The following is a 26,251-nucleotide window of genomic DNA, read 5'->3' on the forward strand; positions in this document are numbered from 1 at the left end:
GTCGCCAGTTGGCAATTTACGTGGTTCTGTTCAAGCAGCTCGCGCTTACCGAACGAGGCAAGGCTGCTTGTTGTTGAACTTCCAGTTCGGGATCAGGAACTGCATGGCGACGCTGTCATCCCGCGCCCCCAGGCCCATGCCTTTGTACAGCTCGTGGGCCTTGGCCACTTGATCCATGTCGATCTCGATGCCCAGCCCCGGCTTCTTCGGCACCTTCACGTTGCCGCCGACGATTTGCAGAGGCGCCTTGGTCAGGCGCTGGCCGTCCTGCCAGATCCAGTGGGTGTCGATGGCGGTGATGTTGCCCGGTGCCGCAGCGGCGGCGTGGGTGAACATGGCCAGCGAGATGTCGAAATGGTTGTTCGAATGCGAACCCCAGGTCAGGCCCCACTCGTTGCACATCTGCGCCACACGCACCGAACCCTGCATGGTCCAGAAGTGTGGGTCGGCCAGTGGGATGTCCACCGATTGCAGCTGGATCGAATGGCCCATTTCACGCCAGTCGGTGGCGATCATGTTGGTGGCGGTGCGCAAACCGGTGGCGCGACGGAATTCGGCCATCACTTCGCGGCCCGAGTAGCCGTTTTCGGCGCCGCATGGATCTTCAGCGTAAGCCAGCACTTTGTGCTGGTCACGGCACAGACGGATCGCTTCTTTCAGCGACCAGGCGCCGTTCGGGTCCAGGGTGATGCGCGCTTTCGGAAAGCGTTCGGCCAGCGCGGTGACCGCTTCGATTTCGGCATCGCCACTCAGTGCGCCGCCCTTGAGTTTGAAGTCTTCGAAGCCGTAACGCTCGAACGCAGCTTCAGCCAGACGCACGACACGCTCAGGCGTCAGCGCTTCCTCATGACGGACGCGGAACCAGTCGTTGTCGGCGTCTTCCTCGGTGCGGTAGGGCAGGTTGGTTTTCTTCTGGTCGCCGACATAGAACAGATAACCGAGCATCTTCACTTCGTCACGCTGCTGGCCTTCGCCGAGCAGGGCGGCAACGGGCACTTCCAGGTGCTGGCCAAGCAGGTCGAGCACAGCGGCTTCGATGCCGGTGACGGCGTGGATGGTGATGCGCAAATCGAACGTTTGCAGACCACGGCCCCCCGCATCACGCTCGGCGAAGGTGCGGCGTACATCGTTGAGGATCTTCTGGTAGTTGCCGATGGTGCTGCCGACCACCAGCGAGCGGGCGTCTTCCAGGGTCTGGCGGATCTTCTCGCCGCCCGGGATCTCACCGACACCGGTGTGACCGGCGTTGTCTTTCAGGATCACGATGTTGCGGGTGAAGTACGGGCCGTGGGCGCCGCTCAGGTTGAGCAGCATGTCGTCGTGGCCGGCGACCGGGATGACCTGCATGTCCGTGATGACGGGGGTGCTGCCGGAATGTTGTGTGCTCATGACTCAATCCTTGCGTTTACGAGGCGCCGCCATGCAGCGCCGAATGAAAGGTAGGGGCTGAAGTGTTCAGGAGTGGCTGTGGGTGACATCGGCGCTGGTGACAGGGACGGCACCCGGCTTGCGGGTCGTACGCACGGTGAACACCAGAATCGCAGCGATGATTGACGTGGCGGTCAAGCCATACAGGCCGCCCTGAATCGAGCCGGTCTGTTGTTCGAGGATGCCGAACGCGGTCGGTGCCACGAAGCCGCCGAGGTTGCCCAGCGAGTTGATCAGGGCGATGACACCGGCCGCGATGCGCGCGTCCAGATAGCCCTGCGGGATCGGCCAGAACAGCGACGAAGCGGATTTGAAGCCCAGCGCCGCGAAGCAAATGGCGACAAAAGCGAACACCGGACCGCCCGTGGTAGACATGAACATGCCCGCTGCGGCGATGAGCAGGGCGCAGGCGACCCACGCTTGTTGATGCTTCCACTTGGCCGAGACCGAAGCGAAGCCGTACATGGCCACGATGGCGATGAACCACGGGATCGAGTTGAACAGACCCACCTGGAAGTCGGTGAGGTCGCCCATCTTCTTGATGATGCTCGGCAGCCAGAAGGTGGCGGCGTAGATCGTCAATTGAATGAAGAAGTACATCAGGCAGAACAGGATGATCTGCGGGTCCTTGAGCAATTGGCCGATGGACAGTTTCACCGGACTGGCCGCTTCACGGGCACGCTGCTCGTCGTCTATGGCGGTGTTCAGCGCATCTTTCTCGGCCTGAGTCAGCCACTTGGCGTCCTGGGGTTTTGAGTCCAGCCAGAACCAGACAAAGAAGCACAGGCCCACCGAGAACATGCCTTCGATGAAGTACATCCACTGCCAGCCATGCATGCCCAAGCCTTCGATCTGCAACAGCAGGCCGGAAAGGGGGCCGGAGATCAGCGAGGCGAATGCCGAGCCGCTGAGGAAAATGGCAATGGCTTTACCGCGCTCGACGCCTGGCAACCAGCGGGTGAAGTAGTAAATCACGCCTGGGAAGAAACCGGCCTCCGCCACACCCAACAGGAAACGCAGGATATAGAAGTGGGTTTCGGTCTGGATGAACGCCATGCCGGCGGCGACCAGGCCCCAGGTGAACATGATGCGGGTCAGCCAGAGCCGTGCACCGACTTTCTGCATGAGGATGTTGGAAGGGACTTCGAACAGCGCGTACGCAACGAAGAACAGCCCGGCGCCGAAGCCGTAGGCGGCTGCGCCGATGCCCAGATCATGCTCCATGTGACTACGCACGAAACCGATGTTGACCCGGTCGATGTAGTTGACGATGAACATGATGACGAACAGGGGCAGGATATGACGTTTGACCTTGGACACCGCCGACTGCAAGACGGAATCGCTGGCGTCATCCACTCGTGATGAGGATGTGTTCACTCTGGTTGACTCCCACTGATTATTTTTATGCGGGTTGTTGCTTGTGTGTGTGACAGGGTGTCGCACCCTGTTGCCAGTCATCATACAAGTAATGATGACGTCCGCAACTGGTTTTGCTGGGCTTGTAGGAAAATTTTCAGCAGCATAAGCTAGCTTGTATGACAAGTTGGATGAGTGTGTTTATCCTCACCGAAGCCGGGAATTGTCGAGGCATGAAGCGGGCATCCGGGTTGCGTTGATGCGATTGATGGCTGCAGCGCTCGACCTGTCGAGGCTAAAAATACAAGTGCCGATGGACGAAGACGACCCTCGGCATTCACCACTGATAGGACAACTTCCCCATGCAGGCACCTGCACGTGCCCCGAGCAAACGACGCCAGCACAACCTGGCCACGGACCTTGTGACAGACCTGAGCCAGCGCATCCTTTCCGGGCATATCGCGGTGGGGGACAAGCTGCCGTCGGAGAACGAAATCGTCCGCGAGCACGGCGTCAGCCGCACCGTGGTGCGTGAGGCCATTTCAAAGTTGCAGGCGTCGGGGCTGGTGGAGACGCATCAGGGCAAAGGCACGTTTGTGTTGCCGCGTTCGGAATCCAGCGGGTTGCACTTGAAGGTCGAAACGGTGTTCAGCGTGCGCCACATCATCGAGTTGCGCATGGGGCTGGAAACCCAGGCCGTGGCGTTGGCGGCGTTGCGGCGCACGCCCGAGCACCTCACCGCCATGCGCCTGGCCCTTGATGACTACCAGGATCTTTTGGCCAAGGAGGACAGTTGTGTCGAGGCCGACCGGCGTTTTCACCTGCTCATTGCCGAGGCGACGGGCAACCCGTACTTCCTCGACATCCTGCAAAACCTGGGGCAAGCGGTGATCCCGCGCAGCCGCATTGCGTCCAGCGAGCGGGCGGGGGCGAGCCTGACCCACCACGCGTATCTGGCAAATCTGGAGCACGAAGCGATTCTGGCTGCGATCCGACGCCAGGACCCCGACGCCGCCCGCGCGGCAATGTGGACCCACCTGAGCAACAGCCGCGAGCGGCTGGCGCCGGGGGATTGAAACGTGCTTTTGTGTCACGCGCGCTCTTGCTTTTGCTCTTCATACACAAATCATGAAGAGCAGGTGCTTGGGCTATTTGCGTATGAAGAGCAAAAGCAGGAGCTAAAAAAAGCGAATGCTCACCCTGTGGGCGTCACCAGGGCATCACCATACCCATCGCCATGGGAGAACCCAGCGCAAAAATCAGGCAGACTCCCGTTACCTAAAAAAACAATACGTGATGTGTATGCCTCTTCTTATTCCCCAGCTTTCGGACGTCCCCTATGTTCGCCTTTGATCACGCGCTGGCCCAAGACATCGTTGACCGCGCGATGGCGATTTTGCCCTGCAACGTCAACGTGATGGATTACCTGGGCATCATCATCGGCAGTGGCGAGGCCGAGCGCCTGTATACCCGGCACGAAGGTGCGCAACTGGTGCTGGCCAACCGTCGGGTGGTGGAAATCGACTCCCATACCGCCAAACAACTGAACGGCGTGCGGCCGGGGGTGAACCTGCCGTTGATGCTGGATCAGCAACTGGTCGGCGTCCTGGGCATTACCGGCGATCCGGAGCAGGTGCGGGTCTATGCCGAGTTGGTGAAGATGACCGCCGAAATGTTGATGGAGCATCGTCGTCAGCAGGCCGATCAGCATTGGCGGCATCAGCGCAGTGAGGATTTGCTGGCGCGCCTGTTGTTGGGTGACAGCGCCGGGCATTTGATCGATGAGGCCGAGAAATTGGGCTTGCAGCCACATTTGCCGCGTCAGGCCGTGTTGATCGAACTGCCTGACGATGCCGCATACGCCGGGCAGTTGGCGGCGTGGCTGAACGGGCGCTACGCCAACAGTTGGTGCGTGTCGTGCGAGCCTCGTCTGATTCACTGGTGCCGGGCGGCGGGCAAGGACCGTGATGATGCGTTGCTGCTGGATCAGTTTGACGAACAGGGGTGGCCGGTGGTGCGCATGGCGACGGTTGATCCGTCCAGCGATTTGAGCGACCTGCGCCATGCCTGCGCGGCAGCACGGGATCTGCTGGATTACGCCCGTCAGGTGCAACCGCAACAGCGGCTGCTGCGGCTGGCGAATCATCGTCTGGCGGTGTTGTTCTGGCGCAACCGGCATGACTGGCTGGCCGAAGGCGTCGCCCAACCGCTGCTGGGGCTGCAAGGGCAGGGGCAATTGCTCGAGACCTTGCGCGCCTGGTTCGATTACAGCGGCGAGAGCCAGGCCTGCGCCGACGCGTTGGGCATTCATCGCAACAGCTTGCGCTACCGGCTGGAAAAGATCGCCGAACTCAGCGGTTGTGATCCTTACCGGACGGACGAGTTGCTGCGCCTGTATCTGGGGATGCAGATGATGCCGCGATAGCGTTTTATCAGTAGCGGTCGGGTTTCAACCCTGTGGGAACGAATTCATTCGCGATGCGGTTGTATCGGCGATGCATCTCTGTCGCCTGGACGATTTTTCGCGAATGAATTCGCTCCCACAGGGGCAGTGGTGGTCTCAAGCAAAGATTAAAGGTCCACCGCCTCAACCACCTCAACCCGGCCACGCACCTGCTTGGCCCGGTACAGCGCTTTGTCGACGGCGCGCAATAATGTCTCGAAATCCTCGCGGCTGTTCATGGCTGCGGTTTGCACGAGCCCGGCACTGAACCCGATCTGAAAGGGCAGCTCAGCGGTGCGAGGCCGGTTATCGAGGGCGTCGCGCAAGCGCTTCATGAAGGCCTGCGCCTGCTGCACGTCCGTGCCGGGGAACACCAGCAAAAACTCCTCGCCACCCCAGCGCACGAACACATCGTCCTTGCGCATCAGGCGCGTCACGGTCTGGGCAAACACTTGCAGCGCGGTGTCGCCCACTGAATGCCCATATTGATCGTTGATGCGCTTGAAATTGTCCAGATCGACCATCGCCACGGACAGCGGGTAACGCTGTGAACCGCTCTGGCGCCGCTCTTCCTGAAGAATGGTCGACACCGCGCCGCGCCGGTTCAGCGCGCCGGTCAGGGTGTCGGTGATGCTCAGTTGCACCACTTGCTGGCGCAACTGTTCTTGCAGCATCAGGGCAAAGCTCAGGGTGAAGAGAAACGAAACCATGAAATCCATCGCCAGCGCGGGCAGGGAGAACATGTCCGGTTCATCGAAGCTCAAGGGCGGCGGAGGGGCGAGTGCGAGAGTGATCGCGTTGTCGGCGTGGAAAATCAGCAGCGCGACATGCCCGGCCAACAGCGCCCAGGCGCCGCGAAAACGCCGACGCAGTGGCCAGGTCACGCAACATTGCAGGCCGATGGTCAAGACGCAGAACAGGAAGAACCACGACAGCATGTAGACGTTGTGCAACAGCACACTGGCACCCATGGCGTAGGCCAGCACGGGCGTCAACAGCATGCGCAGGTGCCACGCGATGCTCCGTCGGCGGTTGGCCAATTGATGCAGCGCCAGGGTATGGCAACTGATGGCCAGCAACAGGCCGCCCGTGTTGGCAATGAACGCCGTCTGCGGGGCCAGCAGCCCCAGCCACTCATAACCTGGGGAAACGACACCCGGTTGCAGCAGATCGACGGCACGATAGGCGGCCAGCACCAGGTCTCCGGCGATCCACCAATGCAGCGGCGCACGGTGACGGCGGGTACCCACATACGACAGGCACAGCATCAGCGTGGTCATGAGCCCGAAGGGGATGATGATGAAAAGCAGGGTGACCGGATCGTTCAGAAGCATAGGACTGCGGCTTTCATCATGAGGGGCGACGACCGACGTGGGCAGCGGTCACGCAATCGCCATAGACCCTAAAAAAATAGTGGCTATATAGTGTCATATTTGCCGGGGCAGGTGGCTGAATCGTCCGCGCCACAGATGACGTTATAGAGAACCGCGCCCAAACCGTCGACCGCCGTCCATGACCCGCCGCGTTTTTGTTCGGATGAACAACCCGTGGCGGGTGCGATTGTGCGAAGGGCTGGCGGAAAATCCCGACAGCCGTGCGAAGATCGCGACTATCGAACAAGGAGAATAACCATGAATATCGTCATCGCCCCGGATTCCTTCAAGGACAGCCTCAGCGCCCAAGGGGTGGCTCAGGCGATTGCCAGTGGTCTGCGCGACGTCTGGCCCGATGCGCGGTTGGTGGAGTGCCCGATGGCTGATGGCGGCGAGGGCACCATCGAAGCGGTGCTGGCGGCCTGTGGCGGGCAATGGATGACGAATTCGGTCAGTGGCCCACTGGGGCAGCCGGCTCAGGCGCAATGGGGCTGGCTGGCCGACACCCGCACCGCAATCATCGAAATGGCCATGGCCAGCGGCCTGCAAATGCTGACCCTGGAGCAGCGTGACGCCACCATCACCACGACTTACGGCACCGGACAATTGATCGCCGCCGCGCTGGACGCGGGCGCGCAACGCATCATTCTCGCCATCGGCGGCAGTGCCACCAACGATGCGGGCACGGGCATGCTGTCAGCGTTGGGTGCGCGCTTTCTGGATGCCGACGGCCAGTCACTGCCACCGGGCGGACTGGCGCTGGCGCGTGTTGCGCACATCGACCTGACGAAACTGGACAGCCGCTTGAGCGACGTGCAGTTCGAAGTCGCCGCCGACGTCAACAACCCGCTGTGCGGCCCTCAAGGCGCATCGCATATCTTCGGCCCGCAGAAGGGCGCTTCCCCTGAACAAGTGCTGGCGCTGGACGCTGCGCTGGGGCACTTCGCCGACGTGTCCGCCCAGGTGCTGGGCAAGGACGACAGCGAACACCCTGGCAGTGGCGCGGCTGGCGGAATGGGCTTTGCGGCCAAGGCTTACCTCAACGCTTCATTCCGTCCCGGCGTCGAGGTCGTTGCCGATCTCACGGGGCTGGCCGAAGCGCTGGAAGACGCTGATCTGGTGATCACGGGCGAGGGCCGTTTCGACGCTCAGACCCTGCGTGGCAAAACCCCCTTCGGCGTGGCGAAGATTGCTCGTCGCAAGGGCGTGCCGGTGATCGTGCTGGCCGGGACGTTGGGCGACGGTTATGCCGAGCTCTATGAGCACGGCATCAGTGCTGCCTTCGCGTTGGCCAGCGGACCAATGACACTGGAACAGGCCTGTCAGAATGCGGCGTCGCTGTTGCATGACCGCGCGCGGGATCTGGCGCGGGTGTGGCAACTGGCAGCGCGCTGATCAGTTGTCGCCCAGACAGGTGTTGCCGCTGGTTTCGTAACGCAAAGTGTGGGCTTTGCCCATATGATCGACATAACCGAGATCGACCGGGCGCACGCCGCAGAAGTTCAGGTTCGGGGTCTTGGTGACTTCTGCGATGTCGACCTTGCTGCCGTAGGTGTATTCCTCGACCTGCGGCATGTTTTTTGTCCCGGCGTGGGCGGTCAGGGCAACACTGCTCAGGGCGGCCAGGGTCAGGGCGATCAGGGTGGTTTTCATGGTGGGCTTCCTCATAACGGGTCAATGACTTTCTTGAGCCCGTATGACGAAGCCCGGGGAAGGTTATTCCCTCGGCCTGGAAAATTCAGCCAGGCCACGTCCTGCGCAGAGCCTTTGGGAAATTCTATTCTGGTTGGCAACCGCTTTCGCCACCAAGGCGGCTCCCACAAGAATTGCATCGAGTTCAATTCCTCTGTTCGACGCTTAACCAGTGGGAGCCGCCTTGGTGGCGAAAGCGTAGGGCAAGACGCCGCCATTGTTTGCTGAGAGACCGCTTTCGCCAGCGGCCGACTCCCACAGGCATGGTCAACCGCCAAAGGCTGTTACGGATTCTGCAACCGCTCCACTACCTGCTCAGTCGTCCACAGCGCACTGGCAATGAACCGATAGTTGATCAGCGCCGCGTGATAGCCATCGCCCTCGGGAATCTGCGGCGCCGCCGTCGCATCACGCACCACGATCACCTCGAAACCCTGTTCCACCAGATCCCGCAAGTGCGACTCGACGCACAAGTTGGCCGCCATGCCCGCCAGAATCACCTGCGACACGCCTTTTTTGCGCAACTGCAAGGTCAGGTCATTGGTTTGCGGGCCGTAGACCTTGTGCGGTGAGCAGATGATGGTCTTGCCATCGAGGATGAACGGCTTGTACTGCGGCATGAAGTCGGCGCCGGAGCCGTCGAACCCGCTCAGGTCCAGTGGCGAGACTCGGTCGAACATGCCGATGTCGTGCATCATTTTTTCCAGCGGCCCGCCGTGCTCCCACTGGTGATCGCAGGGGTAGTAATAATGAGGTGAGACGGCTACGGTAATGCCGGCATTTTTCGCGGCCTCGAACAACTGCCCCAGATGGCCGACAACGCCGTTTTCTGTGACGCTGTTGCCCACCAATGCCCACGTCACGCCGTTGGGGCTGAGAAAATCCACTTGCGGGTCGATCACCACCAACGCTGTGCGTGACAGGTCCAGCTTCAGGCCGACGTCAGGCAGTACGGCGTTTTCAGGGTCGCGATAAATCGCTTTGATGCTCGAATCGGTGCTCATTGTGACGCTCCTCGGATTGGAATAATCTCTTGCGGGCGCGGCCTGCGGGGTGCGCCGGGTGGCCTGCAAGTGAGGCTATCCTCGTCCTTTGCGCCGATGCGGTTTTGTCCCGGCGTCCGCCTTTTTTGCCTGAAGAGACTCAATGGACGCGTTATCTGAGTTTTTCGAACGCATTCACATGAACGGTCGACTGTTTTACGCCGGGACGGTGTTTGACACCCTGGACATCAACAAGCCGGACGGCACGGCGTTCATTCACATCGTGGAGAACGGCGGGCTGGACCTGATCCGCCCCGGCCACCCGCGCATCGAACTGGACGGGCCGACCGTGCTGCTCTGTCCGAGCACCTGTCGCTACGCGTTGCAGCCCACGACCGAGCAGGGCGCCGACATCATCTGCGCCACCTTCGAGTTCGGTGTGAGCCTGAGCCGTTCCTTTCCGCTGGGCGTCACTGACACGCTGGTGTTCCCGTTTCGGGACATCGATCCGCTGGTGCCGGTGATTCAGGCATTGCTCGCCGAATACCGCACACGGGGCGCGGGGCATCGCAAGGGACTGAGCGTGCTCTTTGAGTACATCTTGATTGTGCTGGTCCGGCGTGCAATCGAAGAGGGCATGATCGCCCGTGGCGGGTTGAGCGCGATCCTCGACCCGCAATTGGGCAAGGCGATCAACGCCATTCATCTCAATCCGGATCAGGAATGGACCCTCAAGCAACTGGCGGAACTGGCCTGCATGTCGCGCAGCAAATTTTCCGCGCAGTTTCTCAAGGTGGTGGGCGTTTCACCGATTGCCTACCTCACCGCCTGGCGCATGAAGCTGGCCCGGGACTTGATGAAGCAAGGAGTGAAACTCAAGATCGTCGCTGCTTCGGTGGGCTACAGCTCCCAGGCCGCGTTGAGCAAGGCGTTCACTCAGGAAATGGGACTGCCGCCCGGCGAGTGGCTCAAGCGGCAGAACTGATCAGGCGGCCTGCAAGCGCACCACAGGGATCGGTTTGCGCATCAACGTCCCCACCACCAGCGCGGCCAGCAGGCCGACACACCCGGCCACCCACAGCACCGAACCGAAACCGCTGACAAACGCCTGCTGCGCCAGTGGCTGGACGACCTGGCGAGCGCTGACGTCCAGGGTTTGCAGGGCGGCTGTCATGTCCCCGGCCACCACCCGCGAGGCCATGTATTCAGCGCGGTCCAGCCATTCAGGCGCGTCATGTCGCAGATTGACGTTCAACGCGCTGAGGGTGTGGCTGGCCAGCAGCGCGCCGTAGACGCCCACCGCCAGCATGATCGAGCTGAACCGCATGGTGGTGCTCATGCCCGACGCCATGCCGGTGCGCTCGCGAGGCACGCAGGCCATGATGTTTTTCTGGGTGTCGCCATTGAGCAACCCGGCGCCTGCGCCCGTGATCGCCATGGCCAGCGCAAAAGCGGGATAGCCGCCGATGGCCGTGGCCCACGCGCACAGCAGATTGCCCAGACTGACCAGCGTCAGCCCCAACGCCATCATGGCCGCAGGCGAGAGATGCCGAGACAGCCGTGGCCCCAGGCGCGGGCACAGCAGCATGGTGATCGCGAAGGGCAGCATCCCCAGTCCCGAACCGATGGCGCTGAAACCCAGACCGTTTTGCAGGTAGAACGGCAGCAACGTCATCATCACTTGCGCGCAGCCTGCGTAGGCGAACATGCCCAGCAGGGCGCCAATGAAACGCGGGTATTTGAATAGGTGCAGATCCACCATCGGGCGACGCTGCACACGTTCCGCCAGCACAAACAGGCCCAGCAACAGTGCGCCGCCTGCCAGCCGGGTGAAGGTCAGCGGGTTGTCCCAGCCAATGCGGTTGGCTTCGATCAGGCCCCAGATCAGGCTCAACAGGCTGGCGCTGAAAAACAGGCTGCCCGCCGGATCAAGACGCGCTGACTGTTCATTACGCGACTCGCCGATGTGGCGCATCACCAGGCCCAACAGCGCCAGACCGACCGGCAAGTTGAGAAAGAAAATCCAGCGCCAGCCCACCCCTTCAGCGATCAGGCCGCCGATGGTGGGTGCAGCGGTCATGGCCACGCCCATGCACGCACCCCAGAACGCCCAGGCCTTGGCCCGCTCGGTTTCGTCATGAAAGACATGGCCGATGGTTGCCAGTGCCGAGGTCAACAGCAACGCCGCCCCGACGCCCTTGATGGCCCGGGCGATGTCGAGAAACAGGATATTCGGCGCGGCCCCGCAGCCGATGGACGCGAGAATGAACAGCACCAGGCCTGTGAGCAGCATTTTCTTGCGGCCGAAGCGGTCAGCCAGGCTGCCTGCGGGCAACAACAGTGCAGCAAAGGCCAGCATGTAGGCGCTGACCACCCACTCGATGTCGGCGAAACCGGCACCCAGGTCCCGGGCGATACTGGGCAAGGTCACCGCGACGATGTTGGTGTCGAGCACGATCAGCGAGCACACGCCAGAGGCGGTGAGCAAGGTCATGCGGGGGGAAGGAGATGACATGGCAGGCTCCGGCAAGCGTTAGATCAAAACTAATGGAAACCGCAAACCTGTAGGAGCGAGCTTGCTCGCGATGGCGGTGTGTCAGTCGATAGACGTGTGACGGATCGATCGCGATCGCGAGCAAGCTCGCTCCTACAGAGGGTTTGTTGAGGCTTCAGAATATCGCCGGAAGGCGTATGCTTCGTTAGCCGACCTGAACGAATTCATTACCTGAAAGGTAACGCATCATGGAAATCCGCCATTTCCGCTACTTCCTCGCCGTCGCCCGACACCGGCATTTCACCCGTGCCGCTGAACAGCTGGGCATTGCGCCGCCCACGCTGACACGGCAGATCCAGGACCTGGAAAGTGCATTGGGCACGCGGCTGTTCGTGCGTGAGCAGCGAGAGGTGCGTTTGACCGACGCGGGCCGGGCCTTACAAATCGAGGCTGAGCTGGCCGTCCGCCAATTCGAGACCGCGCAGTACAACGTGCAGCGCGCCGGGCGTGGCGAAGCGGGGAAAATCGAATTGGGGTACGTGGCGTCAGCGGTGTTTTCCGGGGTGTTGCAGCGCCAGGTCGGCGACTTTCGCCAGCGCCATCCCGACGTGGATTTCGCCATCACCGAACAGTTGATGCCGTCGTTGCCCCGGATGATCGAAGAGGGACGGCTGGACGTGGGCTTCATTCGTTCGCCCATGACCCTGCCGGATTCAGTCAGCGCCGTGAAGCTGCTGACCGAAGGCTTCGCCCTCGCGCTGCCGGACACGTCCTGGCTGTGCAAGCTGGTCAGCATCAACGCCGTGCACCTGCAAAACGAGACGTTCATCCTGCCCGAGCAGATTTCCGGCACGCTGGATGTCGCGGCCCAGGGCGGGTTTGCCCCGACCCTGGGGCCACAACCGGGCAGTCTGGTCTCGGTTGTGGCCTTGGTCAGTCTGGGGCAGGGCGTGGCCGTGGTGCCCGAATCGGTGGTCGACCACATCCGCTTGCGCAACGTGCTGTACCGGCGCATCGATGACTGCCAGCCCACCTCCTACCTGTCGCTGATCCACCGCCGTTACGAAAAGGCACCCGTGGTGATGCGTTTCATCGAGCACGTAAAACAGTCGCGGGAGGCGTGATCACGTCTGTCGCGCCAGCAAGCCCTGCAACACGGTCTTCAAGCCGACCTTGCCCTGGCGGGGCACGCCTTCGAAACGAATCCAGCCTTCGTTGAAACCGTCGAGCATTTGCATGCGTGGCAAGGGATTGCTCATGCCCTGAGCCGTGAACAGCGCCTGCCACGTCTCACGCGGCACCGCTTCAGTGGTCACCGGTTTGCCCAGCAGTTCGCTGAAGGTGTTGGCGATGTGCAGCGGCGTCACGTGTTCACCCTCCAGTTCGACGATGCGTTTGCCGAACCAGTGTTCCTGCAACAATTCAGCGGCCACCCGTCCAACGTCGGCGGTGGCGATCATCGGCACGGCTTTGTCGAGGGGCTGGAGGAAGCTGGGAATCACACCTTCGCGCACGGCAGGCTCGATGTCCCACAGGCAGTTCTCCATGAACCAGCCGGGGCGCAGAAAGGTCACCGGCAATGCCAACGTGCTCAGGCTGTTTTCCAGCAGTTGCAGTTGGTTGAGCAGATTCGGCTGCGTGGCCTGGGCGCCAATGGTCGAAATGCACACCACTTTGCCGGGCTGCGCCGTGGCCAGCGCTTCGTGCAGATGGGCGATCACCTGACGGGTTTCCGGGAAACCTTCGGACGGGGAAAAATTGGGCGGCAGGAGAATGAACATCGCCGTACTGTTCTGAAACGCCTCGGTCAGCGCCGACACATCGTTCACGTCAGCAATGGCCACCTCACAGCCACGTTCTGCCCACACCTGGCCTTTCTCGGTACTGCGCACCACCGCGCGCACCGGCTTGCCCGCGGCCAACAATTGGTGCGCCACTGCGCTGCCCACCTGTCCGGTCACACCCATGATCGTGTACATGAACCCGTTCCTCAGTCTGAGGCGACCGTGTGTCGCCGTTGCAGAAAGAGTGCGTCAGCACTGACGATTCTTCGATAGCATGAGTGTCATTGCATTCATGCCGGAGAATCATCAATGAGTGTCGATGGACGTTTGGTCAGTGGTATGGGCGTGCTGTCGGCGGTGGTCGATACGGGCAGTTTTGCCAAGGCCGCCGATGCGCTGGACATGACCCCGTCCGGGGTCAGCCGCGCGGTGAGTCGTCTTGAATCGCGGTTGGGCATTCGTCTGTTCGATCGCACCACGCGCTCGGTCAAGTTGACCGATGAAGGGCGGCGTCTTTACGAACAAATCGCCCCTCTGCTCGCGGGGCTGGAGGACGCCGCAACGTCGGCATCCGGCAGCGCCGCAGCGGTGCGCGGGCGTTTGCGGGTCAATGTCGATCCGTATTTCTCACGCCTGATCCTGGCCCCGGCGCTGGGGGATTTCATGGCGACCTACCCAGAGCTTGAGCTGGACCTGATCACCCGTGAGCAGATGGGCGACCTCATCGCCGACGGGGTCGATCTGGCCGTCCGCTTTGGTGAACAGCCCTCGTCGTCATTGGTGGGGCGCCAATTGCTCAAGACCCGTGTGCTGACTGTCGCGTCCCCGGCGTACTTGAAAAAACACGGCAGACCGCAGCACCCGAGCGAGCTGGAGAGCCCTGAGCATGTCTGCATCGATTTCCGTGACCCGCAGAGCGGGCGTCCCTTCGCGTGGGAGTTTCATCGCGGCAGTGAGCGATTATTCGTTAACACCCGTGGGCGCTTGATGGTCAACGATGTAGGCACCATGCATCGCATCTGCGAGCAGGGGCAGGCGGTGGCGCAGGTGCTGGAACTGGGCGTGGAAGCGGCGATTCGCGACGGGCGTCTGGTGGAGCTGTTTCCAGACTGGCAGGACGAGCACTTTGCGCTGTACGCGGTGTACCCGTCCCGGCACTTGCCCCCGGCGAAGGTGAGGGCGTTTCTTGAGTTTGTCGTCGCGCTCAGCCGTTAGACCGAGCGGTCGAAACGCCTGTCAGCCTTTGGCGGCCTGCTCGGCTTCCTCGTCCATGCGGTCGGACTCGAACAGTTCGGCCAATTCCTTGCGCGCCTCCAGCGCACTTTGCATGACCTTCGCGGCGTCGTCGTAGATCACGTGCTGGCGATTGAGCACCTGCTCGTCGTGACGCTTGAAGCGGTTGATCCGCGCCGCGGCCTGGGCTTCGCTCAGGCCCAGCCCGATCAGCGTGCGACGGGTCATCTCAAGGCTGGAGTAGAAGGTTTCCCGCACGGCTTGCGCATCCAGGTCCATCAGGCGATGCACGTGTTGACGGTTACGGGCGCGGGCGATGATCTTCAGGTGCGGGTACAACTTGCGCACCAGCTCGGCGGTCTTGATGTTGGTGTCCGGGTCATCCGTGGCAATCACGAAGTACTCGGCCTGATCGACCTTGGCTGCGCGCAGGATTTCCGGGCGCAGCGGGTCGCCGTAGAACACCGGCACATTACCGAAACTGCGGGTGAACTCGATGGTTTCCACCGAGGTGTCCAGCGCAATGAACGGGATCTTCTGCGCACGCAGGATACGCGCCACGATTTGCCCCATCCGGCCCATGCCCGCGATGACCACACGCGGATCGTCAGACTCGATCTCCTTGTATTCGTCGGGCACTTCCTTGACCACCGGCTTGGGTTTCAGCCAGCGCGACATGATCAGCAACAGAGGTGGCGTCAGGGCCATGGACAGGGTGATCGTCAGCACCAGCGTGTCGTACAGACCGGCGTCGAACAGGCCCTGATCGCGACCGATCTTGAACACCACGAAGGCGAATTCACCGCCCGCGGCCAGCACCAGGCCCAGACGCAACGCACTTTGCGCGCCCAGCCCACCGGCCATGCGGCCAACGAAGAACAGCAGCGGCAATTTCAGCGCGATCAACAGCACCGTCAGCGCCAGCACTGTCACGGGAGAACTCAGCAGCAGGTCGAGGTTGGCGCCCATGCCCACGCTGATGAAGAACAGGCCCAGCAGCAAGCCTTTGAATGGCTCGATCTGCGATTCCAGCTCATGGCGGTATTCCGAATCCGCCAGCAGCAAACCGGCGAGGAAGGCGCCCAGGGCCATCGACACGCCCACCAGATCCATCAGCCAGGCGGTGCCGATCACCACCAGCAACGCGGTGGCGGTGGACACTTCCTGCAGCTTGGTCTTGGCGACGATACGAAACACGGGGCGCAGCAGATAGCGTCCGCCGATCACCACCACCGCGATGCCACCGAGCACTTGCAGACCGTGACGCAGCGAATCGCTGGACGACGCGTCGTGGTCACCACCGGCAAGCATCGGGACCAACGCAATCAGCGGGATTGCGGCGATGTCCTGAAACAGCAGAATGGCAAACGCCAGACGGCCATGGGGCGCGTTCAATTCCTTGCGCTCGGCCAGGCTCTGCAAGCCAAACGCCGTGGAAGACAGCGCCAGACCCAGGCCCAGAATCACCGCGCTGTTCAGCGGCTGGCCAAAACCGAGCAGGGCCACGGTGCCGATCACCAATCCGGTCAGCAGCACCTGCGCCAGACCCACGCCAAACACCGATTTGCGCATCACCCACAGGCGTTTCGGCGACAGCTCAAGGCCAATGATGAACAGCAGCAGGACCACGCCGAGTTCGGAAATGTGAGCGACGCTCTGCGGGTTGCCGATCAGACCCAGGCCTGACGGGCCGATGATGACCCCCGCAATCAGATAGCCGATCACCGCTCCCAGTTGCAGGCGCTTGGCCAGCGGGACGGTCAAAACGGCGGCGAGCAGAAACACGACTGCGGCCTGTAGCAGGCTGCCTTCATGGGGCATTGGGGACTCCTTTCAACGACAGGGAAATTTCATACGTGAAGCGTAATGTGCCGGTATTAAACCACGGCGATGTGTCAAGGTTTCGCAGGCGAGACGCTTCGTCGCAGTATCGGGTCTGCATGAGCGGGGTGCTATCACCTTTGTGACGGCGTAAGATGGCGCACGCATTTGCCCTCGTGCAAATGATCTTTACCCGTTTTCAGGACCCCGCAATGACCCACAAACAGCGTCTTATTTATTCGATCGCCATCGCCCTGAGCGTTCTGGTGATCATGCTTGGCCTGTCGCACCTACAAACCATTGGTGTGCTGGACCAAAAGACTTTCCAGTACATCGCCATGTTCATCGCCGTCGTCGTGGTGGTGCTCAACGGCATTCTGCGGCGCAAGGTCAAGCGCTGAACACTGAACCTCGCTGATCGGCGTCATGTGTGCGCCGATCAGAGAGGCAAACAGGCATCTGATCCGTATTTTTCTCCAATATCTGGCGCTGTATTGAAACAGACCGAAAGCCCACAATGAACGCCATCCCCAGCCTCAATCACGAGGCGGGCCAACGCAGTCGGACGATTGAGTCGTCTGTATCGCGAACCTTGAGAGGTGATTTTCATGGGCAAGATGACGCTGTTTCTACTGGGCTTTCTGGCGCTGACCATCTCCATCGGCCTGCTGGCGACCATTCCGCCGGGCTGACGAGCACGGACCCGAACGCGCTTCACTTTTGGTAAAACGCGCGCGCCTCGGCATAGCACTGTTCGGCAATGGCCGAGCGCGGTTCGGTGGCGCGCATGACGATCCCTAGCGGCGTGAGAATGCCCGCGTCGGGCAGTTTCATGAACGCCAGGTGGTTGTCACCGGTTTCGATACCGCTGTCCATCGGCATGACTGCGCAACAAAAGCCCGCGCTCACCGCTTGCAGCAGCTGGAACGTCGAGTCGCTTTGCAACACGGCGCGCGGATGCAAACTGCGGCTGTGGAAGCTCAGGTCGATGGATTTTCGGTAGTGCATGCCATCGGTGATCATCCCCAGTGGCAGTTCGGCGGCGGCCTGCCAGGTGATTTCGTTGCCCTCGAACTGGAAATGGCGCTGGTCATACAGCAAGCCCACTTGGGTCGAACCCGCTTCGAAGAACGCAAAGTAGTTGCGATTGACCCGGTCCAGGTAGCAGATCCCCAGATCGAGCTGGTTGTTGGCCAGCCCTTCGATGATCTCGTCGCTGCTCAGCGATGACACCGAAAACGTCAGCTCCGGGAACACCGACGCCAGGTGTTGCATGCAGCCGGTCGGGTTGAAGCTGCTCAGCGGCACCATGCCGATCCGCACGTTGCCCACCAGTTGCCCGCGACAGGCCGCGACTTCGGCGAACAGGCCGTCATGCGCGGCGAGCAGCGTTCGCGCCCAGGCCAGCACCCGTTCACCGGTTTCGGTAAACCCTTCGAAACGCTGGCCGCGATTGACCAGCACCACGTCCAGTTCCTATTCCAGATTGCGCAAGCGCATGGACAGGGTCGGTTGAGTGATATTGCAGCGCGCAGCGGCCTGCCCGAAATGCCGCGTCTCTTCCAGCGCAAGCAGGAATTTGAGCTGTTTGATGTCCATGCGGAGCCTGTCTGGAAAGGGGGGAGTTGTCGCGGGGTGTCGGGATCAGCCACCGGTCATGTTCATGAAACGAACCAGTTGCACCTCATCATTGAGTTTGAAGTCATGACGATACGGTTTGAGTTTCATGGCTTCTATGATCGCCCGCTCAAGCGGTTCCGGTTGATGAGGAAAGTTGCGAAGTACCTGTTTAAGGTCGGCAGAGTGTTCATTGCCAAGGCATAACAACAGGCGACCTTCAACGGTTAAACGAACACGGTTGCACGTGGCGCAAAAGTTATGACTGTGGGGCGAAATGAAACCGATTCGAATATGCGGCGCATCGGCAGGGCGACAATAACGGGACGGACCGCGAGTGGTTTCAGCGGAGTCAAGCAGAGGGTATTTCTGCTCAATTGATAGACGAACCTGATCACTGGAGAAAAATGCTTCTTTACGGCTGTGTTCGTGGATGATGCCCAGCGGCATTTCCTCGATGAAGGTGATGTCCAGATGTCGGTCGATGGCGAACTCGATCAGGTCGATGATCTCGTCATCGTTGCGGCCTTTCATCACCACGCAGTTGAGCTTGGTCTGCCGGAAGCCCGCATCCCACGCGGCGTCCAGCCCGGCGATGACCTTGTGCAAGTCACCCGTGCGGGTCAACTCGCGAAAGCGCGCAGGGTTCAGGCTGTCCAGGCTGACGTTCAGGCGTTTGACGCCTGCTTCTTTCAGCGACCCGGCCAGTTTTTCCAGCTGCGAACCGTTGGTGGTCATGCACAGTTCCTGTAGGCCGGGCAGGGCGGCGATGCGTTCGCACAGTTCGACGATGCCCGGCCGTACCAGCGGCTCACCCCCGGTCAGACGGATTTTGCGGGTGCCCAGTGCGACGAAGCTTTGCGCCACCTGGAACAGTTCATCCGTGCTGAGTACTTGCTGGCGCGGCAGAAATGTCATGTCCTCGGCCATGCAGTACACGCAGCGAAAATCGCAGCGGTCAGTGACCGACATTCGCAAGTAGTCGACCTTGCGAGCGAACGTATCGGTGAGCGTGGGATGAGACATGGCCGCCTCTCGGTGATGCCGGAAAGATGGATCAGGCGTTCAGAATAATCAGGGGGTGCAGGCGCGTCCAATCACTACGAATGACTGGACGATAAGTAACATCTATCACGCTATCAATATAAACATTTATATATAGCGACTCATCCCGATGTATAGGTGTCAGGTGATGATCGATATCGCTTATCGTCTGGTCGTTAATAGCGATTGGACAGTCTTTTCAACGGGGCTTAGTGTTTTTGGCACACCGCAGATATTCCGTATTTCTCGAATATCGCTGAGTTATTCCTACCGTGATGTATCCCTTTGAAAGTGGCTGCGTTGAGCACATGTCCGTGGCCATGGAGAATCAAGATGAGCCAGGTCGAACGTTACAAGCCCTACAAAGGCGCTGCCGCCGGTTGGGGGGCGTTGATTGCCGTGACCAAAAACTGGGTCGGCAGCAAGAACGCCTTCAAGAACATTCGCGCGATGCTCAAGACCAACCAGAACGGTGGCTTCGACTGCCCCGGTTGTGCGTGGGGCGAGTCGCCGGAAAACGGCATGGTCAAGTTCTGCGAGAACGGCGCCAAGGCAGTGAACTGGGAGGCGACCGGGCGTCATGTCGATCCGGCATTCTTCGCGAAACACAGCGTCAGCGCGCTGCTGGAGCAGACCGATTACTGGCTTGAATACCAAGGCCGCCTGAGCCATCCGATGCGCTACGACGCCGCCACCGATCATTACGTGGAAACCAGCTGGGACGAGGCCTTCGCGCTGATCGCCCGTCACCTCAAGCAACTGGACTCACCCGATCAGGCCGAGTTCTACACCTCGGGCCGGGCCAGCAACGAAGCCGCGTTTCTGTATCAGTTGTTCGTCCGCGCCTACGGCACCAACAACTTCCCCGACTGCTCGAACATGTGCCATGAGGCCAGCGCGGTGGGGATGTTCGAATCCATCGGCGTGGGCAAGGGCACCGTGGTGTTTCACGATCTGGAGAAGGCCGACGCGATCTTCGTCATCGGCCAGAACCCCGGCACCAACCACCCGCGGATGCTGGAACCGCTGCGCGAAGCGGTCAAGCGCGGCGCTCAGGTGATTGTTTTCAACCCGCTGAAAGAGCGCGGTCTGGAGCGTTTTCAACACCCGCAGCACCCACTGGAAATGCTCAGCAACGGCTCTGAACCCACCAACACCGCGTACTTCCGTCCGGCGCTGGGTGGCGACATGGCTGCGATCCGCGGCATGGCCAAATTTGTTCTGCAATGGGAAATGGAAGCGCTGGCCACCGGCGGCGAAGCGGTCTTCGACCGCACCTTCATCGCCGAACACACCTCCGGGCTTGAGCAATACCTGAGCGCGGTGGAAGCCACGCCCTGGGAGCAGATCGTCGAGCAATCCGGCATGACGCTGGCCGACATCGAACTGGCGGCGCGCATGTACTGCAAGGCGAAGAACGTGATCATGTGCTGGGCCATGGGCCTGACTCAGCACACCCATTCGGTGCCGACGATTCAGGAGGTGATCAACCTGCAACTGCTGCGCGGCAACATGGGCCGTGAGGGGGCAGGGGTGTCGCCCGTGCGCGGCCACAGCAACGTGCAGGGCGACCGCACCATGGGCATCAACGAGGTGCCGTCCAAGGCGCTGCTTGATGCATTGGAAAACCGCTTTGCGTTCAAGGTGCCTCGGGAAGAAGGCCACAACACCGTGACTGCCATCAAGGCGATGGAAGACGGCCGCTCGAAGGTCTTCATCGGCCTGGGTGGCAACTTCGCGCAAGCGACACCGGACACGCCACGCACCCACGCCGCGCTGCGCCGTTGCGACCTGACCGTGCACATCGCCACCAAACTCAACCGCAGCCATCTGGTGACTGGCAAGGACGCGCTGATCCTGCCGTGCCTGGGCCGCACCGACATCGACATGCAGGCCACCGGCCCGCAGGGCATCACCGTCGAAGACACCTTCAGCATGGTGCACATCTCACACGGCCAGTTGCGCCCGAGATCGAAACACCTGCGCTCGGAACCGGCCATCATCGCGGGCATCGCCCACGCGACATTGGGCGATCATCCCATCGACTGGAATTGGGTCATCGAGGACTACAGCCGTATCCGCAACCTGATTGCCGACGTGATCCCCGGCTTCAAGAACTTCAATCAGCGCCTGCTCAATCCGGGTGGCTTTCACCTGGGCAACAGTGCAGCTGACCGAATCTGGAAAACCACTACGCAGAAAGCGCGCTTCATCCCCAGCCGTTTGCCTGAACAGCTGGTCAACGCCGCGATTCGCAGCCTGAAAGAGACCCCGGACCTGATCCTGCAAACCATGCGTTCCCACGACCAGTACAACACCACGTTGTACGGCCTCGATGACCGCTATCGCGGGGTGTACGGCGTGCGTGAGGTGGTGTTCGCCAACGAGGAAGACATTCGCCGCCTGGGGTATGAGCCGGGTGACAAGGTCGACATGATTTCGCTCTGGGACGACGGGCGCGAGCGTCGGGTGAGCGGCTTCACGCTGCTGGCCTACGACATTCCCAAAGGGCAGGCCGCGGCGTATTACCCGGAGACCAACCCGCTGGTGCCGCTGGACAGCTACGGCGACCGTACCTTCACGCCCACCTCGAAGTTCATTGCCATCAAGTTCGCCAAGGCGACCCTCGATAGCCGTTTGATTACCTCCGCTGTGGCCTGACGCAGCGGGCACTCGTTCGGTAAGGCCGTCCCCTGAAATGTGGGCGACGGCTGAGCCGGGATGGTAGATTGCGCCAAATAGTAAGAATCATTACTATTCGCGACTCCTTCCCCCCTCATTCCCATTCCCCATGTCGCTCAAGCTGCCGCGAAGCAAAGGCTTTCTTGATCATTACGAAGAGCTCGTGGGCACCTGGACCCGCCGTCTGAAGAATCGTCATCAGGCCGAGGACCTGACCCACGATGCCTTCGTGCGGGTGCTTGAATCACCGGGAGGGGCAGAAATCGAGCAGCCACGGGCGTATTTGCACCAGACGGCCCGCAACATTGCCGTCGACACCTGGCGGCGCGAAGACCGCCGCGCGGAACTTGAACTCGAATCCATCGACAGCACAGCCGGCCACGCGGGTGACCCGGAGGCGTTCATGCATGCCGTTCAACTGGCTGATTCCATCGAGCGTGCGCTGGCCGAGTTGCCGCTCAATTGTCGCAAGGTGTTCGTCTGGCAGAAACTCGAAGGGCTGACGCAACTGGAGATTGCCGAGCGCCTGGGGTTGAGCAAGAACATGGTGGAAAAGTATATGATTCGAACGCTTCGCCATTTGCGCGACCGACTGGATGATTCGGCGCCATGAAGCTTCGTTATCGGGAACAGGCCCGCCCACTTTCTGCTCAGGAATTTTCATGACGACGGACCGTGAATGCTCATGTGGCACCGAAGCTGTACGGGATCAGGCGGCCTTGTGGTTTGCCCGTTCGCGGGACAGTGATCTGCCCGCCGCGCAGCGCGCCGACTTTGAAACATGGCTGGCCGAGCATGACCAGCACGCCCATGAATTCCGTCTGCTCCAGAACCTCTGGGGCGCCGCGGACCTTCTGCCCAAGGCGCGCCTTGAGGCGCTGCTTGAACCTGACGCCGCGACGCCGTTGAAAGCACCGCCGTTCACCGTCCGTCGGACGTTGCTGCGTTATGCGGTGGCGGCGAGTCTGGTGGCCATGATGGTGGGCGGTGGTTTTTACTTCGGCCTTGAGCGCGGCCCTGAATACAGCGCCGAATTCGCCACCGTGCTGGGCGAGCGCCGCCAGGTCGCGCTGCCGGACGGCTCGGTGATCGACCTCAACGGGCGCACGCGCCTCAACGTGCATTTCTACGACGCCAGTCGACAAGTGGAATTGGTCGAAGGCGAAGCCATGTTCAGCGTCCAGCACGACACCTCCAAGCCGTTCGTGGTGCAGACCGGCAACGGTTCGGTCACGGTCACCGGCACCCGCTTCGACGTGCGCTGCGACCCGACCCGGACGCTGGTGGCGGTGGAATCCGGGACGGTGAAGGTCAAGGGCAAGGCGGATGAGCAGGGCAATCTGGTCACCCTGACAGCCGGGCTGGGGTCGAGCATCGACGTCAGCGGCAAGGTGACTCCGGCATCGGCCGTGAACACCGCTGCCATTACGGCCTGGCGCGGCGGCAAACTGGTGTTCAACGACGCGTCCCTGCGTGACGTGGCGCTGGAAGTGTCTCGCTACCGTGAAAAGCCGCTGCGCGTGGCGGAAGGCAAGACCGCCAATCTGCGCTTGACCAGCGTGTTCAAATCCGACGACACGGACGCGCTGCTCCGGGCCTTGCCGAGCATCTTGCCGGTGGCCGTGCGGACCTTGCCGGATGGCAGTCAGGAAATTTTTTCAAAATAGATTCAGGTTTTTTGTCAGCCCTTCGTCTTCTTGTCCAACTGCGATTGCTTAGCATTCAGAACAGCGACGCAGTGCCCGCATTCTGGAACCCTCAGGACAAGACTCGACGTGAAAAACAATAGACTCAACACGCTCTCCCTGGCTGTCAGCCAGACGCTGCCGCCTTCCTCCCGCTGGTTGCCCTGGGCACTGGCCCTGGCCGTCAGTGCGGGCGTCAGCCATGCCCACGCCGAAGGCGCGCCAACGGCCATTCACATTCAGGCGCAATCGCTGGGCGCCGCGTTGAGTCAATTGGGCCAGCAGACTTCCCTGCAATTGTTCTTCAGCCCTGATCTGGTCGCGGGCAAGCAGGCTCCGGCGGTGGATGGCAACCTGTCGCCGGAAGAGGCCTTGCGCTCACTGCTCAAGGGCAGCGGACTGGATTACGAAATCTCGGCGGACACCGTGGTGCTAAAGCCTGCGGGCGTGAGTGCGTCGGCCACGCCAGGCAGCCTTGAAATCGCACCGATGGAAGTCAAAGTGGTGGGCGACTGGCTCGCCGATGCCGATCAGGCGGTGGTGCAGAATCACCCCGGTGCGCGGACAGTCGTGCGCCGTCAGGCGATGGTCGAGCAGGGCGCGCAGAATGTGGGCGACGTGTTGCGCCGTGTGCCCGGCGTGCAGGTGCAGGAGTCCAACGGCACCGGTGGCAGTGACATTTCCCTCAACGTCGGCGTGCGCGGCCTGACGTCGCGCCTGTCGCCACGCTCCACTGTCTTGATCGACGGCGTGCCCGCCGCATTTGCGCCGTACGGCCAGCCGCAGTTGTCGATGGCGCCGATTTCCTCGGGCAACCTGGACAGCATCGACGTGGTGCGCGGTGCAGGCTCGGTGCGTTACGGGCCACAGAACGTGGGTGGGGTGATCAACTTCGTGACCCGCGCCATCCCGGAAAAACTCACGGGCGACCTGTCCAGCACCCTCGAAACCAGCCGTCACGGTGGTTACAAGAACATGGAGACGATGTTCATCGGCGGCACCGCTGACAACGGTCTTGGCGCCGCACTGCTGTACTCCACCGTCAATGGCAACGGCTATCGCTCCAGCAACAATGACAACGACATCGACGACGTGCTGCTCAAGACCCACTGGGCGCTGACCGAGCAGGACGACCTGTCGGTGAACTTCCACTACTACGACGCCACGGCGGACATGCCGGGCGGTCTGACCCAGAAGCAGTTCGACGCCAACCCTTACCAGTCGGATCGCGATTACGACAACTTCACCGGGCGCCGCAAGGACGTGTCGATCAAGTACAAACGTCAGATCGACGAATCGACCCAGGCCGAAGTGCTGACCTACTACACCGACAGCTTCCGCGGCAGCAACATCGCCGCCCGCGATCAGAAAACCCTGGGCTCATTCCCGCGCAGTTACCACACCTTTGGCATTGAACCGCGTGTGTCCCACGTGCTGGACCTGGGGCCGACCACTCAAGAAGTCAGCGTCGGCGCGCGTTACTTGAAAGAAGCCATGCACGAACAGGCGTCGCGTCTGGGGCTGGTCAACAACACGCCGGTATCTATTCCGGGTTCCGATGGCCATGTCTATCAAGACCGTACCGGCGGCACCGAAGCCACGGCGTTCTACATCGACGACAAAATCGACGTGGGCAAGTGGACCATCACGCCGGGCATTCGCTTCGAGCGCATCAGCACCGACTGGCACGAGCGCCCGGTGCTGGGCACCAACGGCGTGCGGGTGCAGGAGAAGGACCGCAGCGTCAACAACAACGAGCCGTTGCCTGCGCTGAGCGTGATGTATCACCTGTCGGACGAGTGGAAACTGTTCGCCAACTACGAGACCTCGTTCGGCAGCCTTCAATACTTCCAGGTGGCACAGGGCGGCATCGGCAATGACACCGCCAACGGCCTGCAACCGGAAAAGGCCAAGACCTATGAACTGGGCACCCGCTATGACAACGGCACCTGGGGTGGCGAGCTGACAGCGTTTTACATCGACTTCGACGACGAACTGCAATACATCAGCAACGACGTGGGCTGGACCAATCTGGGTGCCACTAAACACCAGGGCATCGAGGCCTCGGCGCATTACGACCTGAGTGCGCTGGACGCGCGTTTGGCCGGTCTGACCGCCAACGCCGGGTTCACCTACACCCGCGCCACGTATGAGGGTGATATTCCGGGCTTCAAAGGCCGTGATCTGCCGTTCTATTCCCGCCAGGTGGCGACGGTTGGCCTGCGTTATGAAGTGGACCGCTGGACCTACAACATCGACGGCTACGCCCAGTCCAAACAACGCGCACCGGGCACCGGCACCAACGCCGATGGCAGCTTCAACGGCAACTACATCACCGAACCGTCTGCCGATGGCCAGTACGGCAACATTCCCGGTTACGTCACCTGGAACCTGCGCGGCGCCTATGACTTCGGCAAACAGATGTCCAACCTGAAACTGGGTGCGGGGGTGAAGAACGTCTTCGATCACCAGTACTTCACCCGTTCCAGCGACAACAACTCGGGGATTTACCTGGGCCAGCCAAGGACGTTCTTTGTGCAGGCGAGTGTGGGGTTTTAGATCCTCGTCATACCGTGTAACCAAGAGCGCCTTCGGGCGCTCTTTTTTTTCGATTGC

20 protein-coding genes and 1 pseudogene are annotated in these 26,251 nt (G+C 61.2%); 11 read left to right on the forward strand and 10 right to left on the reverse strand.

What is annotated here, in order from left to right; all coding sequences use genetic code 11:
• Positions 1 to 45 precede the first annotated feature (45 nt).
• Both gudD and ACI5GA_RS26990 read right to left on the reverse strand, forming a co-directional pair.
• On the reverse strand, positions 46 to 1,389 hold the full coding sequence (gene gudD / locus ACI5GA_RS26985) for a glucarate dehydratase (protein WP_404634635.1): 1,344 nt from the start codon (positions 1,387 to 1,389) through the stop codon (positions 46 to 48).
• 66 nt (positions 1,390 to 1,455) lie between these two features.
• Positions 1,456 to 2,805 carry an MFS transporter gene (locus tag ACI5GA_RS26990; protein WP_421425033.1) on the reverse strand — a complete coding sequence of 450 codons (1,350 nt, stop codon included), beginning with the start codon at positions 2,803 to 2,805 and terminating at the stop codon, positions 1,456 to 1,458.
• A gap of 341 nt (positions 2,806 to 3,146) precedes the next feature.
• Here ACI5GA_RS26990 and ACI5GA_RS26995 point away from each other — a divergent pair, with 341 nt between their 5' ends.
• Together ACI5GA_RS26995 and ACI5GA_RS27000 are read left to right on the forward strand one after the other, a co-directional pair.
• Positions 3,147 to 3,860, forward strand: coding sequence for a FadR/GntR family transcriptional regulator (locus tag ACI5GA_RS26995; RefSeq protein ID WP_421425035.1), 714 nt, complete (start codon positions 3,147 to 3,149; stop codon positions 3,858 to 3,860).
• Between the two features lie 263 nt (positions 3,861 to 4,123).
• The gene (locus ACI5GA_RS27000; protein ID WP_421425037.1) at positions 4,124 to 5,209 is read left to right on the forward strand and encodes a CdaR family transcriptional regulator; all 1,086 of its coding nucleotides are present in this window, start codon (positions 4,124 to 4,126) and stop codon (positions 5,207 to 5,209) included.
• A gap of 146 nt (positions 5,210 to 5,355) precedes the next feature.
• Here the strand turns inward: ACI5GA_RS27000 and ACI5GA_RS27005 are convergent, their stop codons facing one another.
• The gene (locus ACI5GA_RS27005; protein WP_421425039.1) at positions 5,356 to 6,561 is read right to left on the reverse strand and encodes a diguanylate cyclase; all 1,206 of its coding nucleotides are present in this window, start codon (positions 6,559 to 6,561) and stop codon (positions 5,356 to 5,358) included.
• Positions 6,562 to 6,858: 297 nt separating this feature from the next.
• Between ACI5GA_RS27005 and ACI5GA_RS27010 the strand changes: the two genes are divergently transcribed.
• Positions 6,859 to 7,995, forward strand: a complete 1,137-nt coding sequence (locus ACI5GA_RS27010) for a glycerate kinase (RefSeq protein WP_421425041.1) — start codon at positions 6,859 to 6,861, stop codon at positions 7,993 to 7,995.
• On the opposite strand, the gene ACI5GA_RS27015 is transcribed toward ACI5GA_RS27010, so the two are convergent.
• The gene (locus ACI5GA_RS27015; protein ID WP_404634647.1) at positions 7,996 to 8,253 is read right to left on the reverse strand and encodes a DUF2790 domain-containing protein; all 258 of its coding nucleotides are present in this window, start codon (positions 8,251 to 8,253) and stop codon (positions 7,996 to 7,998) included.
• 323 nt (positions 8,254 to 8,576) lie between these two features.
• Positions 8,577 to 9,296: a cysteine hydrolase gene (locus ACI5GA_RS27020; protein ID WP_421425043.1), complete on the reverse strand. Its 720-nt coding sequence runs from the start codon at positions 9,294 to 9,296 to the stop codon at positions 8,577 to 8,579.
• 142 nt (positions 9,297 to 9,438) lie between these two features.
• Between ACI5GA_RS27020 and ACI5GA_RS27025 the strand changes: the two genes are divergently transcribed.
• Positions 9,439 to 10,260, forward strand: coding sequence for a helix-turn-helix domain-containing protein (locus ACI5GA_RS27025; protein ID WP_404634651.1), 822 nt, complete (start codon positions 9,439 to 9,441; stop codon positions 10,258 to 10,260).
• On the opposite strand, the gene ACI5GA_RS27030 is transcribed toward ACI5GA_RS27025, so the two are convergent.
• Positions 10,261 to 11,790 (reverse strand): MFS transporter, encoded by a 1,530-nt coding sequence (locus tag ACI5GA_RS27030; RefSeq protein WP_404634653.1) that lies wholly within the window; start codon positions 11,788 to 11,790, stop codon positions 10,261 to 10,263.
• A gap of 227 nt (positions 11,791 to 12,017) precedes the next feature.
• On the opposite strand from ACI5GA_RS27030, the gene ACI5GA_RS27035 reads away from it, so the two are divergent.
• The gene (locus tag ACI5GA_RS27035) at positions 12,018 to 12,893 is read left to right on the forward strand and encodes a LysR family transcriptional regulator (protein WP_404634655.1); all 876 of its coding nucleotides are present in this window, start codon (positions 12,018 to 12,020) and stop codon (positions 12,891 to 12,893) included.
• On the opposite strand, the gene ACI5GA_RS27040 is transcribed toward ACI5GA_RS27035, so the two are convergent.
• A complete protein-coding gene (locus tag ACI5GA_RS27040) occupies positions 12,894 to 13,748 on the reverse strand; it encodes an NmrA family NAD(P)-binding protein (RefSeq protein WP_421425046.1) in 855 nt (284 codons plus the stop codon).
• Positions 13,749 to 13,862: 114 nt separating this feature from the next.
• Between ACI5GA_RS27040 and ACI5GA_RS27045 the strand changes: the two genes are divergently transcribed.
• Positions 13,863 to 14,768: a LysR family transcriptional regulator gene (locus ACI5GA_RS27045; protein WP_421425048.1), complete on the forward strand. Its 906-nt coding sequence runs from the start codon at positions 13,863 to 13,865 to the stop codon at positions 14,766 to 14,768.
• Between the two features lie 21 nt (positions 14,769 to 14,789).
• Here ACI5GA_RS27045 and ACI5GA_RS27050 read toward each other — a convergent pair whose 3' ends face one another.
• Positions 14,790 to 16,607, reverse strand: a complete 1,818-nt coding sequence (locus ACI5GA_RS27050) for a monovalent cation:proton antiporter-2 (CPA2) family protein (RefSeq protein ID WP_421425050.1) — start codon at positions 16,605 to 16,607, stop codon at positions 14,790 to 14,792.
• Between the two features lie 212 nt (positions 16,608 to 16,819).
• Here ACI5GA_RS27050 and ACI5GA_RS27055 point away from each other — a divergent pair, with 212 nt between their 5' ends.
• Positions 16,820 to 17,008, forward strand: a complete 189-nt coding sequence (locus tag ACI5GA_RS27055) for a hypothetical protein (protein ID WP_404634663.1) — start codon at positions 16,820 to 16,822, stop codon at positions 17,006 to 17,008.
• 313 nt (positions 17,009 to 17,321) lie between these two features.
• Here ACI5GA_RS27055 and ACI5GA_RS27060 read toward each other — a convergent pair.
• Positions 17,322 to 18,206 (reverse strand): annotated as a pseudogene (locus ACI5GA_RS27060) (LysR family transcriptional regulator).
• Positions 18,207 to 18,251: 45 nt separating this feature from the next.
• A complete protein-coding gene (moaA, locus tag ACI5GA_RS27065) occupies positions 18,252 to 19,250 on the reverse strand; it encodes a GTP 3',8-cyclase MoaA (RefSeq protein ID WP_404634667.1) in 999 nt (332 codons plus the stop codon).
• Between the two features lie 351 nt (positions 19,251 to 19,601).
• On the opposite strand from moaA, the gene ACI5GA_RS27070 reads away from it, so the two are divergent.
• The 4 genes from ACI5GA_RS27070 to ACI5GA_RS27085 all read left to right on the forward strand — a co-directional run bounded on the left by ACI5GA_RS27070 (position 19,602) and on the right by ACI5GA_RS27085 (position 26,194).
• Entirely contained in the window at positions 19,602 to 21,929 is a 2,328-nt protein-coding gene (locus ACI5GA_RS27070) for an FdhF/YdeP family oxidoreductase (protein ID WP_421425054.1), read from the forward strand.
• A gap of 130 nt (positions 21,930 to 22,059) precedes the next feature.
• A complete protein-coding gene (locus tag ACI5GA_RS27075; RefSeq protein WP_421425055.1) occupies positions 22,060 to 22,563 on the forward strand; it encodes a sigma-70 family RNA polymerase sigma factor in 504 nt (167 codons plus the stop codon).
• 49 nt (positions 22,564 to 22,612) lie between these two features.
• A complete protein-coding gene (locus ACI5GA_RS27080; RefSeq protein ID WP_421425056.1) occupies positions 22,613 to 23,617 on the forward strand; it encodes a FecR family protein in 1,005 nt (334 codons plus the stop codon).
• A gap of 108 nt (positions 23,618 to 23,725) precedes the next feature.
• Complete coding sequence (locus ACI5GA_RS27085) at positions 23,726 to 26,194, forward strand: TonB-dependent siderophore receptor (protein WP_421425058.1); 2,469 nt, start codon at positions 23,726 to 23,728, stop codon at positions 26,192 to 26,194.
• Positions 26,195 to 26,251: the final 57 nt, after the last annotated feature.

The organism is Pseudomonas sp. Pseu.R1 (assembly GCF_045764065.1).
In the GTDB taxonomy this organism is placed as follows: domain Bacteria; phylum Pseudomonadota; class Gammaproteobacteria; order Pseudomonadales; family Pseudomonadaceae; genus Aquipseudomonas.

Bases quoted from the DNA above. Each gene is read 5' to 3' on its own strand.
- gudD (WP_404634635.1), bottom strand. From the start codon at position 1,389: ATGAGCACACAACATTCCGGCAGCACCCCCGTCATCACGGACATGCAG.
- ACI5GA_RS26995 (WP_421425035.1), top strand. From the start codon at position 3,147: ATGCAGGCACCTGCACGTGCCCCGAGCAAACGACGCCAGCACAACCTG.
- ACI5GA_RS27000 (WP_421425037.1), top strand. From the start codon at position 4,124: ATGTTCGCCTTTGATCACGCGCTGGCCCAAGACATCGTTGACCGCGCG.
- ACI5GA_RS27005 (WP_421425039.1), bottom strand. From the start codon at position 6,561: ATGCTTCTGAACGATCCGGTCACCCTGCTTTTCATCATCATCCCCTTC.
- ACI5GA_RS27010 (WP_421425041.1), top strand. From the start codon at position 6,859: ATGAATATCGTCATCGCCCCGGATTCCTTCAAGGACAGCCTCAGCGCC.
- ACI5GA_RS27015 (WP_404634647.1), bottom strand. From the start codon at position 8,253: ATGAAAACCACCCTGATCGCCCTGACCCTGGCCGCCCTGAGCAGTGTT.
- ACI5GA_RS27020 (WP_421425043.1), bottom strand. From the start codon at position 9,296: ATGAGCACCGATTCGAGCATCAAAGCGATTTATCGCGACCCTGAAAAC.
- ACI5GA_RS27025 (WP_404634651.1), top strand. From the start codon at position 9,439: ATGGACGCGTTATCTGAGTTTTTCGAACGCATTCACATGAACGGTCGA.
- ACI5GA_RS27030 (WP_404634653.1), bottom strand. From the start codon at position 11,790: ATGTCATCTCCTTCCCCCCGCATGACCTTGCTCACCGCCTCTGGCGTG.
- ACI5GA_RS27035 (WP_404634655.1), top strand. From the start codon at position 12,018: ATGGAAATCCGCCATTTCCGCTACTTCCTCGCCGTCGCCCGACACCGG.
- ACI5GA_RS27040 (WP_421425046.1), bottom strand. From the start codon at position 13,748: ATGTACACGATCATGGGTGTGACCGGACAGGTGGGCAGCGCAGTGGCG.
- ACI5GA_RS27045 (WP_421425048.1), top strand. From the start codon at position 13,863: ATGAGTGTCGATGGACGTTTGGTCAGTGGTATGGGCGTGCTGTCGGCG.
- ACI5GA_RS27050 (WP_421425050.1), bottom strand. From the start codon at position 16,607: ATGCCCCATGAAGGCAGCCTGCTACAGGCCGCAGTCGTGTTTCTGCTC.
- ACI5GA_RS27055 (WP_404634663.1), top strand. From the start codon at position 16,820: ATGACCCACAAACAGCGTCTTATTTATTCGATCGCCATCGCCCTGAGC.
- moaA (WP_404634667.1), bottom strand. From the start codon at position 19,250: ATGTCTCATCCCACGCTCACCGATACGTTCGCTCGCAAGGTCGACTAC.
- ACI5GA_RS27070 (WP_421425054.1), top strand. From the start codon at position 19,602: ATGAGCCAGGTCGAACGTTACAAGCCCTACAAAGGCGCTGCCGCCGGT.
- ACI5GA_RS27075 (WP_421425055.1), top strand. From the start codon at position 22,060: ATGTCGCTCAAGCTGCCGCGAAGCAAAGGCTTTCTTGATCATTACGAA.
- ACI5GA_RS27080 (WP_421425056.1), top strand. From the start codon at position 22,613: ATGACGACGGACCGTGAATGCTCATGTGGCACCGAAGCTGTACGGGAT.